The following is a 13719-nucleotide window of genomic DNA, read 5'->3' as shown; positions in this document are numbered from 1 at the left end:
CGACGCTCAGCCCGCGCCGGGGCGCTCGGCGACGAGGAGCCGCAGGTTGGCGGCGGGGTTCTCCGGGTCGAAGGGGGCGCCGAGCTGGCGGGCCCAGTCCGCAGCGCCGGTGTCGCTCGAGGCGCGGAACCCGGCCCGCTCGACCTCGGCGCGCATGACCTCGCGCCGGCGCAAGCCGACGAGCGGCTCGCTCCAGAGGCGCGTGACCAGGTGTCGCAGGAAGGCGAGGGGGCGCCGGCCGCCGGGCTCCAGGTAATTCACGAGGAGGACGCTGCCCGGCGCCGACGCTTCGGCGAGCGCCCGCAGCGTCGCCCGGAGCGCCTCGTCCGACAGGTACATCACGACCCCTTCCCATACCCACGCGGTGGGCTCGTCGGCCCGATGGCCGGACGAGCGCAGGCGCGTGGAGAGCGCGTCGCGCTCGAAGTCGACCGCGACGTACGTCAGCCGCTCCACGACCGGCGTCAGCGCCGCCGCCTTGCCCCGCTTGAACGCCTGCGTCGCCGGGTGATCGATCTCGAAGAAGTGAGCCGCCGAGAGCGCCTTCATCCGGAACGCGCGCGTGTCGAGGCCCGCCCCCAGGCTCACGACCTGACGACACCCGCGCTCCACGGCGCGCTCGAGCTCGACGTCGATGGCCCTCACGCGCAGCGGGACCGCGGAGAGCCTGGCCAGGACGCGCGCGCGCTTCGCGGCGTCCATGCGCCGGATCCGCCGCGCGAGCAGCGTCAGCGCGGCGCTCCACCCGGGCGACAGGAGCCGGTGCACGACCGGGTCCTCGAAGCCCGGCACATCGGTCAGGCCCTGATCCGCGAGCGCCCGGATGAGCGCGACGGTGGAGGCGGTCTGGCTGGGACGACGCTCGCGCATGACGGCTGTCATAGCGGCAGCCGCCGGCGTTTCAAAGCGCGAGCGACGCCGGACCCCAGCGCGCCGCGCGCCGCGCGCCCCGCCGAGAGGCGCGCGGCGCGCTGGTCCGCCCGTGATGCGGTCCCCTGGGAGCCCCGCTAGGCTGCGCGCCGCATGACCCCGGAGGCCATCGTCGCTCTCGTCATTCTCGGGCTCGCGATCGCCCTCTTCGTGAGCGATCGCATGCGGCTCGACGTGGTGGCGATGACGTCCTTGCTCGCCCTCACGATCTCCGGCGTCGCCACCGTCCCCGAGGCGCTCGCCGGGTTCTCGAACCCGGCCGTGCTCATGATCGCCGGCCTCTTCGTCGTCGGGGCCGCGCTCACCGACACGGGGGTCGCCGACTGGCTGGGCCAGCGCCTCGAGCCGCCGCCGGCGACGAGCTGCGCATGCTCGGCGGCGACGCGGCGATCGCGGCGCTCGCCGACCGCTTCGGGCTCGAGGCGCTCTCGGCGCGCCCCGTGTTCTCGCTGCCGCCCGAGGAGTCCCTCGCCGAGGTGGTGCTGCCGCGGCGCTCCGGCCTGACGGGGAAGACCCTGAGAGAGGCCAGGTTCCGCGACCGCTACCGCGCCAGCGTGCTGTCGATCCGGCGGGGCGACGGCTGGCTCCCGGTGTTCCACGCCACGCCCGAGCTCAGGGATCTCAAGCTCCGCGCCGGCGACACGCGGCTCGTGAAGGGGCGGCTCAAGCACCTGAAGAACCTGCGCGACGAGCGGCGCGATCTCGTGCTCGGCGGTCCGGCTGGCCGGGGCGCTGGGCCTCGCGCCGGAGCCGCTGCTCCTCGGGGTGGCGTTCGCGTCCTCGGCCGCGTTCGCGACGCCGATCGCCTCCCCGGTGAACATCCTCGTCATGGGGCCGGGCGGCTATCAATTCAAAGACTTCACCCGCGTCGGCCTGCCACTGCAGCTCCTCGTGCTGGCCACCACCCTGATCGTCGTCCCGCTCGTCTGGCCCTTTTGAGCGCCGGTCAACGCTCCTCCGCCGCCCGCCGGGGACTGCCGCTCGCGAAGGACGCGAGAGCGCCGCGGACGTCGTGTCATGACCTCTCGGACATTTTCCCGCTCCCCGGCCACAGGCACGCTCGCGTCTCGCCCGCACGCAGACGCGCGCAGCCCGCCGGACCGCGCGGGCGACGGCTCTCCAATCTTGCGAATTCCGGAGCGATCATGTAGCGCAGGATTTACGGTGATCGCTCGCAGAGAACTCACGCATATCGGGGCGTGCCCGCCGCGTGGGCCGACGGCCGTCGCCCTCGTGCCGCCGCCGCGGGGTGACGCATGAGGGAGCGGCTCGAGAGCCTGCTCCTCGTCCTGGCCGTCGGCTCCGTCGTCGCCATCGGCGCCAAGCGCGTCGGGGTCCCTTACAACGTCGCGCTCGTCTTGATCGGGCTCGTCCTCGTCGTCCTCGACGTGCTGCCGAACACGCCGATGGACCCGGAGGTCATCCTCATCGCCTTCCTCCCGGTGCTCGTCTTCGAGGGCGCCCTGGCCGCCGACGCGGACATCCTGCGCGCCGCGAGCCGGCCCATCCTCGCGCTCGCCGTGCCGGGGGTGCTCATCTCGCTGCTCGGCACCGCCGCGGTGGCGACGCTGGTGCTCGATCTCCCGTTCGCGGCGGCGCTCCTCCTCGGCGCGCTGCTCGCCATCACCGACACCGTGAGCGTGCTGCTCGCCTTCCGGAGCGTCCGCGTCCCGCACCGGCTGGCCGCGATCATGGAGGGAGAGAGCCTCTTCAACGACGGCACGGCGCTCGTGCTCGTGCTGATCGCCTCGCGCGTCCTCGCGAGCGGCACGTTCGACCCGGTCGAGACCTTCCGCGCGCTCTCGATGGCGATGCTCGGCGGCGCCGTCCTCGGCGGCGCGTTCGGCGCCCTCGGCGCGGTCCTGCTCCGCCGCACGCCGGACCACCTGACCGCGATCCTCGCCTCGCTCGTGCTCGTGTTCGCCACGGCCCTGCTCACCGAGCGGCTCCACGCCTCGCCGGTCATCGCCGTCGTGGTCGCCGGCGTGGTCGTCGGCAAGGCCGCGCGCCGCCACCTCGAGCCCTCGCGCGTGCTCGCGCTGGAGGGGTTCTGGGAGACGACCGGCTTCCTCCTCAACGTGCTGCTCTTCCTGCTCGTCGGCATGCAGATCCAGGCGGACATGCTCGTGCGCGAGGCGGCCTCCATCGGCCTCGCGCTCATCGCCCTGCACGCGGGCCGGGCGGTCGCCGTCTACGGCTGCTTCGGCGCGCTCCGGGCCCTGACGCGGGAGGTCGTGCCGCTGCGCTGGCAGCACGTGATGCTGGTCGGCAACATCAAGGGCGCGCTCTCGATGGCGGCCGTCCTCAGCCTCCCGAAGGACATGCCGTTCCGCGAGCGGCTGATCACGATCGTCTTCGGCGTGACCTTCGTGACCCTGGTCGCGCAGGCGCTGCCGTTCGCGCGGCTGCTCAAGCTCCTGCGGGTCGCGGCCCCGAGCGCCGACGCCGCGCTCGACGGCGCGAAGGCGACGCTCATCGCCGCGCGGCGCGGCCAGGCGGAGCTCGACGACCTGCTCGCCGCGGGCCTCCTCTCCCGCAAGGAGCACGCGGAGCGCCGGGCCGCGTTCCAGCGCCGGGTGATCGCGGCCGAGGCGGCGCTCCAGTCGCCCCAGGGCGAGGCGGAGCGCGACCACCTCACGGATCTCGCGCTGCTCACGGCGGAGAAGGCGGCGCTGCTCGACGCGGCGAGGCGCGGGCTCATCGCCGACGAGACGGCGAACGCCCAGGTGGGCGAGATCGATCGCGAGATGATGAAGCTGCACGAGCACGAAGGAGGCCACTGAGATGCGCGTTCTCATCGCGGGCGCCGGGCGCGCGGGCCTGAGCGTCGCGGTCCACCTCGCGAAGACGGGCCACGAGGTGACCATCGTCGATCGCGACGAGTCGATCGCCAACAGCGCCTTCGAGCGCCACGGCCTCGTCTCGCTCGTCGGCGACGCGACCGACGCCGGGCTCCTCAAGGAGGCCGAGGTGGGGCGCGCCGACGTGGTCGTGGCCATGCTCCGCCGCGACGCCGACAACCTCGCCGTCGCGCTCCTCGCGCAGGCGGCGGGCGCCAAGCGCGTGATGGTGCGCATGCGCGACTCCGACTACCGGGGCGTCTACGTCCGCGCGGGCGTCCAGCGGATCCTCTCCGAGATCGACGTCTTCATCGGCGCGATGGCCACCGCCATCGAGCACCCGGGCGTCCGCCACGCGATGGTGCTCGGCGCCGGCGAGTCGGTGGCGTTCGAGCTCGACATCCCGGCCGACGCGGCGGTCGCGGGCCGCTCGGTGAGCGTCATCGCCGGCAGCGCCGGCTTCCCCTCGTCGTGCGTCTTCGCCGGCGTCTACCGCCCCGACGGCCGCGTCGAGGCGCCGCGCGGCTCGTCCATCGTCGCGGGGGGCGCCACCGTGCTCCTCGTGGCCGCGCGCGACGAGCTCGCCGACGTCATCGCGTTCTTCCTCCGGCGCGAGCTGGGGAACGGCGGGATCCACGAGCGTCGCTGACGCGAGGGCAGGTGTTTCCATGGTGAGGTGCGCGGGCTACACGGGTTTGTCGGCATGGTTGGGCGCGGCGCTGGCCGCCGCCATCGCGGGGTGCGGCGGCGACGACGGGGCCGGGGCGGCGGCGGGCGGCGGCGTCGCGGCGGCGGCCTCGTACTACCGCGACGTCAAGCCGATCTTCGACGCGCGCTGCGCGGGGTGCCACAGCGCCGGCGGCGTCGCGCCGTTCTCGCTCGAGGGGCCCGACGCGGCGGTGCCCTGGGCCCCGCTCATCAAGCGGGCCGTCGTCGAGCGCACCATGCCCCCCTGGCCGGCCGACGGCGCCTGCGCCGACTACGTGGGCGATCGGTCCCTGTCCGAGCAGCAGATCCAGACCATCGCCGCGTGGGTCGACGGCGGCGCGGCCGTGGGCGACCCCGCGGAGGAGGGCCCGCCGCTCGATCGGCCGTCGAGCCCCGAGCTCGAGCGCGTGGACCGGACGCTCGAGATGCCGGTCGAGTACACCCCGCAGGCGGGGCCCGACGACTACCGCTGCTTCGTGATCGACTGGCCGGAGGAGAGCGCGCGCTACGTCACCGGCTTCGGCGTCAGGCCCGGCGAGGAGCGCATCGTCCACCACGTGATCGCCTTCATCGCCGCGCCGGAGATGGTCGCCAACGTCGAGGCCCTCGACGCGGCCGACCCGGGCCCGGGCTATCCCTGCTTCGGGGGGCCGGGGATCAGGCCGCGCTGGCTCGGCGGCTGGGTGCCCGGCGGCGGGAGCCTCACCTTCCCGGCGGGGACGGGCACCCGGATCGAGCCGGGCTCCAAGCTGGTCGTGCAGGTCCACTACAACACGCTGACCGCGGGGAAGCTGCCGGATCGCTCCGCGATCGACGTGATGCTGGAGAGCTCGGTCGATCGGGAGGGCTCCACGCAGCCGTGGACGAACCCGGCCTGGCTCACCGGCGACGCCATGACCATCCCCGCCTTCGAGGCCGACGTCGTCCACCGCTGGGGGGCGCAGCCCACCCGGGCGCTCGCGGGCGGCGCGCCGATCGAGCTGCACATCGCGGGGCTCCACATGCACACGCTCGGCAAGCGCGCGCGCCTCGAGATCGAGCGGGCGGACGGCAGCTCGGAGTGCGTGCTCGACATCCCGCGCTGGGATTTCCACTGGCAGGGCAGCTACACGCTCGCCCAGCCCAAGGTGCTCCACCCGGGCGACACGCTGTCGCTCGAGTGTCACTGGGACAACACGCCCGAGAACCAGCCGATCATCGACGGCAAGCCGCGGGTCCCGGGCGATGTCGTGTGGGGTGAAGGCACGAACGATGAGATGTGCCTCGGTACCTTCTACATGACCGAGCTCTGATCTCCGCCGCGGAGCGTCGAGCCATCGAGTCCGATCACGCGCTGCGGCGACAGCGCGTCACACCCCGAGCGCTGGACGTGGCGCCCTGCGCCGTCGCTTCGGGCGTCCCCGGCGGTGTCGATACGGAGTCCATCTGGCCGCACCGGGTATATTCGTCAGGCCACCGCTGAGCCAGGCGCGCCCTCGTGAAAGAGAAAACCGCTTCGACCCTCTCGCAGGCCGCCCTGCCCCCCGGCGGGGCGGAGACGCAGCCGCGGGCGTCCGAAGAGCCGCCGCCGTCGAGCTTGATGCCGTCGAGCGCGGGCCCCTCGAGCTTCAGCCCGCCGAGCCGCTTCGAGGAGTACCGGCTCGTCCAGAAGCTCGGCAGCGGCGGCATGGGGGACGTCTACCTCGCGCACGACACGCTGCTCGACCGCATGGTCGCGGTGAAGCTCATCCGCGCGGAGACGGCGGACGCCGAGGTGCGCGCGCGGCTGCTCGCCGAGGCGCGCGCCGCCGCGCGCATCCAGCACCCGAACGTGGTCGCCATCTACCGCGTGGGCGAGCTCCGGGGACAGCTGTACATCGTGTCGGAGTTCGTCCGCGGCCAGAGCCTCGACCGCGCGACCGTGCCGATGCCCTGGCAGCGCGTGCTCGAGCTCGGCGCCGGGCTCGCGCGGGGCCTCGCGGCCGCCCACCGCCGGGGGGTGCTGCACCTCGACATCAAGCCGGCCAACGCGGTGCTCACCTTCGACGGCGAGGCGAAGCTCCTCGACTTCGGCCTCGCCAAGCTCCTCGACCCGGCGGCGGTGCAGGCGCCCGCGATCCGCGGCGTCGCGCCGCCGCCCGGGGCGGGCGACGACGCGGCGCTCGGCGACGAGCCGCTCGACGGCGGGATCCGCGAGGCGGCCGAGATGGCGGCGCTGCTGCTCGACGCGACGAAGGGCGTCGACGGCGGCACGCCCCACTACCTGCCGCCCGAGCTGTGGTGCGGCGAGCTGGCGACGCGCCGCTCCGACGTGTACTCGCTCGGCGCGCTGCTCTTCGAGCTCTGCGCCGGCGTCCCGCCGCACGACGACGTGCCGATGCTCGATCTGCCGCGCGTCGTCCAGTGCGAGCGGCCCCGGCCCCTCGCCGCGCTCGCGCCGGGCGTCGACGCGCGGCTCGCGGCGGTCATCGAGCGGTGCCTCGAGATCGACCCCGCTGCCCGCTTCGCCTCGGGCGACGAGCTGCGCGACGCGCTCGAGCAGCTGCTCGCGCGGAGCCGGCACGCCTCGATCGCGCCGGAGGGCAACCCGTACCGCGGGCTGCTCGTCTTCGACGTCGAGCACCGCGCGGTGTTTTACGGGCGCAGCTCCGAGACGGGGACGATCCTCGACCGGCTGCGCTCCGAGCCCATGCTCGTCGTGGCCGGCGACTCGGGCTCGGGCAAGTCGTCGCTCTGCCGGGCCGGCGTGCTCTCGCTCGTGCTCGAGGGCGCCCTCGGCGGCGGGCGCGACTTCCAGGCGGCGATGATGGTGCCCGGCCGGCGCCCGCTCGCCGCGCTGGCCGCCGCGCTCGAGCCGGTCCTCGGCGCGCCCGCCGAGCGCATCGCCGAGGCCGTGCGCGCGGCGCCGGGCTCCCTCGTCCGCGACCTCCGCGCGCGCCTCGGCGAGCGCGGCGGGCTCGTGCTGTTCATCGACCAGCTGGAGGAGCTCGCGACCCTCAGCGGCCCCGCCGAGGCCGCGCTCGTCGGCGAGGTCCTCAGCGCCTTCGCGGCGCGCTCGCCGTCCCTGCGCCTGCTCGCCACGGTGCGCGGCGACTTCCTCGCGCGCGTCGCCGGCATCTCCGGCCTCGGCGACGAGATCGAGCGCGCGCTCTACCTGCTCCGCCCGATGTCCGCGGACAAGCTCCGGGAAGCGATCACCGGGCCGGCGCGGGCCAAGGGGGTCGCGTTCGAGTCGGACGCGGTGGTCGACGCCCTCGTCGAGTCCACGGCCCGCGCCGAGGGCGGGCTGCCGCTCCTCCAGTTCGCGCTCGCCGAGCTCTGGGACGCCCGCGCCGCGCCCGACGCGCCCCTCAGCAGCGCGGATCTCGCGCAGATCGGCGGGGTCGAGGGCGCGCTCGCCCGCCACGCCGATCGCGTGCTCGGCCGCATGCCGCCCGCGGTCCACGCGGCGGCGCGGCGGCTGCTCGGCGAGCTCATCACGCCGCAGGGCACGCGGGCGCGGCGCGCGGAGGCCGAGCTCGCGGGGCCGGGCGGCGACGAGGCGGCGCGCGCGGCGCTCGAGGCGCTCGTGCAGGGCCGCCTCCTGTTCGCCCGCGAGGGCGAGCAGGGGACGGTCTACGAGATCGCCCACGAGGCATTGATCCACGGGTGGGGGACGCTGCGCCACTGGCTCGAGGAGCAGCGCGAGCAGCGGGCGATGCGCCTGCGCCTCGACGCCTCCGCCGCCGAGTGGGAGCGGCTCGGCCGGCGCCGCGACGCGCTCTTCAGCGCGCGCCAGCTGATGGAGGCGAAGGGCCTCGATCCGGGCGATCTGCCGCCGCGCGAGGCGGCGTTCCTCCGGGCGTCGCGGCGCGCCGTCCTGACGCAGCGCGTGGCCCGGTGGGCGCTCGCCGTGGGGGTCCCGCTCGTCGCGGCGCTGCTCTACGGCGCGCTGGAGCTCAGGGCGGCGCGCCAGCTCGCCGCGCGGGCGGACCGGAAGATCCAGGAGGCCGCGGACATCTCGGCCGCCGCGTCGCGCGAGGGCGCCGCGGCCGAGGCGCTCCGCGCCGAGGCGCTGGCGGCGTTCGACGGCCGGCGCCGCGACGAGGGGGAGGCGCTCTGGGAGCGCGCGCGCAGGCGCGCCGCCGAGGCGGAGCGGCTCCACCTGCAGGCGAGCCAGAAGCTGGAGGCGGTGCTCACGCTCGACGGCACCCGCCGCGACGCGCGCGAGCTGCTCGGCGACGTGCTCTACGAGCGCGCGCTCGCCGCGGACGGCCGGGGCCACCCCTCGCTGCGCGACGAGCTGCTCCAGCGCATGACCACGTACGATCCCGACGGCGTGCGCCGGCAGCGGTGGAGCGCGCCCGTCGAGGTGGCCATCGAGACCGACCCCCCCGGCGCCGACATCACGCTGGAGCGGTACGAGACCGACGCGGAGGGGCGCCGGCAGCTTGTCGACCTGCGTGTCCGCGGGTCGACGCCGCTCTCGGGCATCGCGCTCGCGCAGGGCTCTTACCTGCTCACGTGCGAGGCGCGGAACCGCACCATCGTGCGGTATCCGTTCCTGGTCCGCCGCGGCGAGCCGCGGCGCCTCTCCATCCCGCTGCCGCCCGCGGGGGACGTCCCTCCCGGGTTCATCTACATTCCGCCCGGACGATTCCTCTTCGGCGCCGCCCTGGACGACATGTACCGGTGGGCGTTCCTCTCGACCGTTCCCCTTCACGAGATCAGCACGGGCGCCTACCTCATCGCGCGGCACGAGACGACGTTTCAGGAGTGGCTCGACTACGTCCAGACGCTCCCGAGAGAGTCCCGCGAGCAGCCGTCCATCATCCAGGCGGGCAACGGCGCCATGACGGGCGCCCTCGGGCTGCGCCGTCTGCCCAGCGGCGTATGGCAGCTAACGATCCAGCCCACGGTGCAGGCCTACACGGCGCGCGCCGGCGAGCCGCTCGTCTATCCCACGCGGGAGGTCCGGGCGCAGCAGGACTGGCTTCGTTTCCCGGTCACGGGCATCTCGTTCGCGCAGGCGACCGAGTATGCCGCGTGGCTCCACAGGACGGGCCGTGTCCGCGGAGCCCGGCTGTGCACCGATCACGAGTGGGAGCGCGCGGCGAGGGGCGCCGACAGCCGGATCTTCCCGCACGGGGACACGCTCTCTCCCGGCGACGCCAACTTCGATGAGACCTATGGCAAGGAGAGCTCCACGATGGGTCCAGATGAGGTGGGCTCGCACCCTGCCTCACGTAGTCCCTTCGGGGTCGACGACATGGCGGGGAACGTCCTCGAGTGGGCTATTTCGTCGATAGAGGTCGACAAAGTGCTTTTGCGCGGCGGGGCTTACCTCTACGATCAAACATCGGTCCGGAGTGACAACCGGACCGTCGTTGACGGCACCTTCCTCGATCCGGTGATTGGGCTCCGCATCTGTGCTTCCTTTCCTCCACCTCCGTAAAGGGTGACGAGGATCTGCGGCGCCCGGGCAGCGCCGAGAGATACCGCGCCCCTCGCGGGAGCGGAGCCCGACAGCCGGGAGGAAGATCGTCGGCGCGCAGGGCGTCATGGCTTGAGCGTCAGCGTTCGGAGGCGATCATGTTTCAGCGAGGGTTCCTGGCAGGGGCGATGGTCGGGCTCATCTCCGTGGGTGTCGGTTGCGTCGCGGAGGTCGAGGGCGGCGAGGGCGACGAGGCGCCGGCGGAGGGCGCGCTCGAGCTGCAGGCGCTCAACGATCTCACCTTCAACGGCACCTACCTGAACGGCACCCAGCTCAACGGGGTCCGCTTCAACGGGGTCCGCTTCAACGGGGTCCGCTTCAACGGGGTCTCGCTCGACGGCGCGACGCTGGTCGGGACGCGCGCGAGCGACGGCAAGCCCGTCCGCGGGGTCGACTTCATCGGCGCGGAGGCCGAGGCGGTCCTGGACGATCGATCGATCGTGATCGTCCGCATCACGAACGTCGTCGAGCGCGACGGGATCGCCTATTACACGGTGAAGTACAACGCCGGCGGCGCGGGCTGGGCGAACGTCTGCGGCGAGGGCGTCGAGGCGATCGCGGTGAAGGGGACCTGGGATCCGGTGACCGGCGCCTTCTCGGACGACGGGAGCCAGTTCACGTTCGCCTGCCAGGGCGCGGCGATCGCGAAGTGCGCCGAGTGGGGCTACAGGGACTGGGCGACCACGGCGGAGTGCGACGGCAAGCGCTGCGAGAGCAGGGATCTCTCGTACTTCCACAAGGCGTGCGTCCGCATGGTGCGCGCGGACTACTGCGGCGACGGCGCGCCGCACACGCGGGCCGGGACGGCGATCGACGTCTGGGATGCGCTCGGCATCCAGCGCGAGACGGCGGGCTCTGGCATGAGCCTCGAGGCCGAGTGGACCGTGGACGGCGCCGCCTGCATCCGGCGCACGCGGTGGCGGGGCGTCGTCGGCAATCCGGACCGCGACTACGTCATGGCGCATTGCCCGGAGCGGTGGGCCGGGGCCGATCCGAGCTGCGGCGGGCCCGGCTCGACGTTCAACAAGGAGAGCGGCTTCACGACGCCGCTCGCCGAGCGGCGCCTCCTGCGGAACGCGTCGTTCACGACGAACGTGAGCCCGCTGTAGGCGCGCCGCGGCGCCAGGCCGGACGCGCGGGCACGGTCGCGCCGTCGTCGCTCGTCGAGGCCGCGCACATCGCGGCGCTCGACGAGGTCGGCCACGCCCGCCTCGGCTTCTCGCTCGCGTCCGCCTACCGGGGCGCGCCGGTCGGTCCGGCCGCCTTTCCCATGGCGCCCGGGATCCCGGTCGCCGCGGACCTCGAGGCGCTGGCGCGCGCCGCCGCGGAGGAAGGCTGCGTCGGCGAGACCGTGGCCGCGCTGATCGCGGCGGAGCAGCGCGCCCGCGCCGAGGACGCCGCCGTCCGCGCGGCGCTCCAGGCGATCGCGGACGACGAGGCGCGGCACGCCGAGCTCGCGTGGCTCACGGTCGCGTGGGCGATCGGGGCCGGCGGCGAGCCGGTCCGCCGCGGCGTCGCCGAGGTGTTCGAGGCCGCCGCGGCGTCGCTCGGGGGTCCGCCTCCGACGAGGTCCGAGCCGGGCCGCGGCCGCGCCGCGGCGCTCGCGGCGCACGGCTGCCTCGCCGGCTCGGACCTCCACGAGCTGCGGAGCGCCGCGCTCGCTCAGGTCGTGTTGCCGTGCGCGCGCGCGCTGGGGCTCTGGAAGCCCCAGCGCGCCCGAGGGGCAGCTCGGCCGGCGGCGAGCGCGTAGCACCGCCAGCGCCCGCGGCGATCGCCGCCGGCCGCGCGGACGTCTCGTCGCGCCGGCCGACCGGCCGAGGCCGGCGCTGCGGGGCCAGGGCGCGCGATGGATCCGGCGCCGCGGCGCTCAGCTCTTCGCAGCGGCGAGGATCGCCGCTGCGTGCTCCTTCGGATCCACATCGAGCCAGACCTGCTTGATCTTGCCGTCCTTTCCGATGAGGAAGGACTGGCGCGCGGCGAGGTCGTTGCGCATCGGCACGTGGAACGCGCTGGAGACCGCGCCGCCTTCGTCGACGACGAGCGGGAACGGGAGCTCGTATTTCTGGATGAAGGCCTGGTGGCTCTGCGCGTCCTGGGTCGAGACACCGTAGACCTCGAGCCCGGCGCCCTGGAGATCGGCCCAGCCGTCGCGCAGGCCCTTGGCCTGGATGGTGCAGCCCGGCGTGTCGTCCTTGGGATAGAAGTAGACGAGCACCTGCTTGCCTTGCAGGCTGGAGAGCTTCACCTCTCGGCCGTCGTGCAGCTTGAAGGTCACGTCGGGCGCGGCGTCGCCGGGCTTGAGCGCGGCGGGCTGGGCGGAGGCGCCCGTCGTCTCGGAGGGCTTCTCGGCGGCCTTGCCGGACGCGCCGGAGGGCTCGTCGCAGCCGGCGGCGAGGGCCAGCGCGGCGAGCGCGATGGCGAGGGTGGAGGCGAGGTGCGTCGTGCGCGTCATGATGGCGTGCATCGTTCCACCGGCCTCCGCGAACGGCAAGCGCGCGTCGGGCGGCGGCGCGCCGCCGCTGAGGTTGCCAGGGCCATGCGGACGTTGGCAGGGGATCGGGGGCGCTCGCGAGCGCGCGAGAGAATCGAGGAGAGATATCGGTGAGCTCGTCAGGAGGACGGGTGAGCTGACTCGGTGTCTCCGGCCATTGGAGGGGTGAGCGTCAGGCTCGTTGTCCACACCGCGCCTCGCTGCTCAGGGCCGCCGCGGGCCGGCGCAGGCGGCGACCCGCTCGCGCGCCCCCCCCACGCCGGCACCGACAGCAGGCGAGCAATGCAAAACGTCCTGACGAAAAGCTAAGGTGGCGCCCGAGGCGCGCTCCACGCTATATCTGCGTTTGCCATGCGCTGGACACCTGGGAAACGCAGTGCGAACCTCCGAGATCTCCGCGGCGTCTCCGGCGGAGCGAAGCTCGGCGTCGGCGGGACGGTGATCCTGCTCGTGCTCTCCCTCGTCTTCGGGAAAGATCTCCTCTCCTCGGGGCTCGGCCAGGGCGTCTCGCTCCCCGGCGCGCAGAGCGAGCGCGCGAGCTCGCCCGAGGAGGAGCGGCTCGTCGACTTCGTCTCCTTCGTCCTCGATGACACCGAGGCCGTGTGGAAGCAGGTGTTCAGCCGGATGGGGCAGACCTATCCGGCGCCCCAGCTGACGTTGTTCACCGACTCCGTGAGGTCGGGCTGCGGCGTCGGCGAGGCGGCCATGGGGCCGTTCTACTGCCCGACCGATCGCACGGCGTACATCGACCTCGGCTTCTACCGCGAGCTCAAGGCGCGGTTCGGCGCGCCGGGCGACTTCGCCCAGGCGTACGTGCTCGCCCACGAGATCGGCCACCACGTGCAGAACGTGCTCGGCATCGAGCGAAAGATGCGCCAGCAGCAAGCGGCGCGCCCGAGCGAGCGGAACGCGCTCTCCGTGCGCATGGAGCTCCAGGCGGACTGCTTCGCCGGCGTGTGGGCCCACTCGACGGCGAAGCGCGATCTGCTCGAGGAGGGCGACGCCGACGAGGCGCTCCAGGCCGCGTCCGCGATCGGCGACGACCGGCTGCAGAAGAGCGCGACCGGCAGGGTCAACCCGGAGACGTGGACGCACGGCTCGTCCGCGCAGCGGGTCGCCTGGTTCAAGCGCGGCATGCGGGGCGGCCGCGTCGAGGACTGCGATACGTTCGCGGAGGCCTCGCCCTGAAGGCGCGGCGCGCGTCCGAGGCGGCCCGGCGCGTCCAGGCCGGCAGGGCCAAGGCCGGGTGAAGAGCGGCTCGCGACAGCTCCGCGCGACGGTGTACCCTGCTCGCCCGC

At 74.0% G+C, this 13719-nt stretch carries 11 protein-coding genes and 1 pseudogene; 10 read left to right on the top strand and 2 right to left on the bottom strand.

The window, feature by feature from the left end:
• Positions 1-6: 6 nt before the first annotated feature.
• Complete coding sequence (locus WME98_RS14325; RefSeq protein ID WP_437951808.1) at positions 7-870, bottom strand: class I SAM-dependent methyltransferase; 864 nt, start codon at positions 868-870, stop codon at positions 7-9.
• A gap of 153 nt (positions 871-1023) precedes the next feature.
• Here WME98_RS14325 and WME98_RS14320 point away from each other — a divergent pair, with 153 nt between their 5' ends.
• From WME98_RS14320 to WME98_RS14280, 9 genes and pseudogenes are all read left to right on the top strand, one after another.
• Complete coding sequence (locus tag WME98_RS14320) at positions 1024-1434, top strand: SLC13 family permease (RefSeq protein ID WP_437951807.1); 411 nt, start codon at positions 1024-1026, stop codon at positions 1432-1434.
• A pseudogene (locus WME98_RS14315) lies at positions 1371-1559 on the top strand (TrkA C-terminal domain-containing protein); the annotation flags it as partial. The gene WME98_RS14320 and the pseudogene WME98_RS14315, both read left to right, overlap by 64 nt.
• A gap of 136 nt (positions 1560-1695) precedes the next feature.
• On the top strand, positions 1696-1869 hold the full coding sequence (locus tag WME98_RS14310) for a hypothetical protein (RefSeq protein ID WP_437951806.1): 174 nt from the start codon (positions 1696-1698) through the stop codon (positions 1867-1869).
• 317 nt (positions 1870-2186) lie between these two features.
• Positions 2187-3713, top strand: coding sequence for a cation:proton antiporter (locus WME98_RS14305; RefSeq protein ID WP_437951805.1), 1527 nt, complete (start codon positions 2187-2189; stop codon positions 3711-3713).
• Between the two features lies 1 nt (position 3714).
• Positions 3715-4419: a potassium channel family protein gene (locus WME98_RS14300; RefSeq protein ID WP_061622938.1), complete on the top strand. Its 705-nt coding sequence runs from the start codon at positions 3715-3717 to the stop codon at positions 4417-4419.
• A gap of 19 nt (positions 4420-4438) precedes the next feature.
• Positions 4439-5770, top strand: a complete 1332-nt coding sequence (locus WME98_RS14295) for a monooxygenase (RefSeq protein ID WP_437951804.1) — start codon at positions 4439-4441, stop codon at positions 5768-5770.
• Positions 5771-5955: 185 nt separating this feature from the next.
• Complete coding sequence (locus WME98_RS14290) at positions 5956-9891, top strand: nSTAND1 domain-containing NTPase (protein WP_437951803.1); 3936 nt, start codon at positions 5956-5958, stop codon at positions 9889-9891.
• Positions 9892-10028: 137 nt separating this feature from the next.
• Complete coding sequence (locus WME98_RS14285) at positions 10029-11039, top strand: ADYC domain-containing protein (RefSeq protein WP_437951802.1); 1011 nt, start codon at positions 10029-10031, stop codon at positions 11037-11039.
• 161 nt (positions 11040-11200) lie between these two features.
• Positions 11201-11680, top strand: a complete 480-nt coding sequence (locus tag WME98_RS14280) for a hypothetical protein (RefSeq protein WP_437951801.1) — start codon at positions 11201-11203, stop codon at positions 11678-11680.
• A 117-nt stretch (positions 11681-11797) separates the two neighbouring features.
• Here the strand turns inward: WME98_RS14280 and WME98_RS14275 are convergent, their stop codons facing one another.
• Positions 11798-12382, bottom strand: coding sequence for a peroxiredoxin (locus WME98_RS14275; protein WP_437951800.1), 585 nt, complete (start codon positions 12380-12382; stop codon positions 11798-11800).
• Between the two features lie 390 nt (positions 12383-12772).
• Here WME98_RS14275 and ypfJ point away from each other — a divergent pair, with 390 nt between their 5' ends.
• Positions 12773-13609, top strand: coding sequence for a KPN_02809 family neutral zinc metallopeptidase (gene ypfJ / locus WME98_RS14270; RefSeq protein ID WP_437951799.1), 837 nt, complete (start codon positions 12773-12775; stop codon positions 13607-13609).
• Positions 13610-13719: the final 110 nt, after the last annotated feature.

Origin of the sequence: Sorangium sp. So ce296 (assembly GCF_051529605.1) — a bacterium.
GTDB classification, from domain to species: domain Bacteria; phylum Myxococcota_A; class Polyangia; order Polyangiales; family Polyangiaceae; genus Sorangium; species Sorangium cellulosum_D.
This window is presented reverse-complemented; position numbering and strand designations above follow the sequence as displayed.

What these genes read in the sequence shown, in the direction of transcription:
- WME98_RS14325 (WP_437951808.1), bottom strand. Translation starts at nt 870, where the DNA reads ATGCGCGAGCGTCGTCCCAGCCAGACCGCCTCCACCGTCGCGCTCATC.
- WME98_RS14320 (WP_437951807.1), top strand. Translation starts at nt 1,024, where the DNA reads ATGACCCCGGAGGCCATCGTCGCTCTCGTCATTCTCGGGCTCGCGATC.
- WME98_RS14305 (WP_437951805.1), top strand. Translation starts at nt 2,187, where the DNA reads ATGAGGGAGCGGCTCGAGAGCCTGCTCCTCGTCCTGGCCGTCGGCTCC.
- WME98_RS14300 (WP_061622938.1), top strand. Translation starts at nt 3,715, where the DNA reads ATGCGCGTTCTCATCGCGGGCGCCGGGCGCGCGGGCCTGAGCGTCGCG.
- WME98_RS14295 (WP_437951804.1), top strand. Translation starts at nt 4,439, where the DNA reads ATGGTGAGGTGCGCGGGCTACACGGGTTTGTCGGCATGGTTGGGCGCG.
- WME98_RS14285 (WP_437951802.1), top strand. Translation starts at nt 10,029, where the DNA reads ATGTTTCAGCGAGGGTTCCTGGCAGGGGCGATGGTCGGGCTCATCTCC.
- WME98_RS14280 (WP_437951801.1), top strand. Translation starts at nt 11,201, where the DNA reads ATGGCGCCCGGGATCCCGGTCGCCGCGGACCTCGAGGCGCTGGCGCGC.
- WME98_RS14275 (WP_437951800.1), bottom strand. Translation starts at nt 12,382, where the DNA reads ATGACGCGCACGACGCACCTCGCCTCCACCCTCGCCATCGCGCTCGCC.
- ypfJ (WP_437951799.1), top strand. Translation starts at nt 12,773, where the DNA reads ATGCGCTGGACACCTGGGAAACGCAGTGCGAACCTCCGAGATCTCCGC.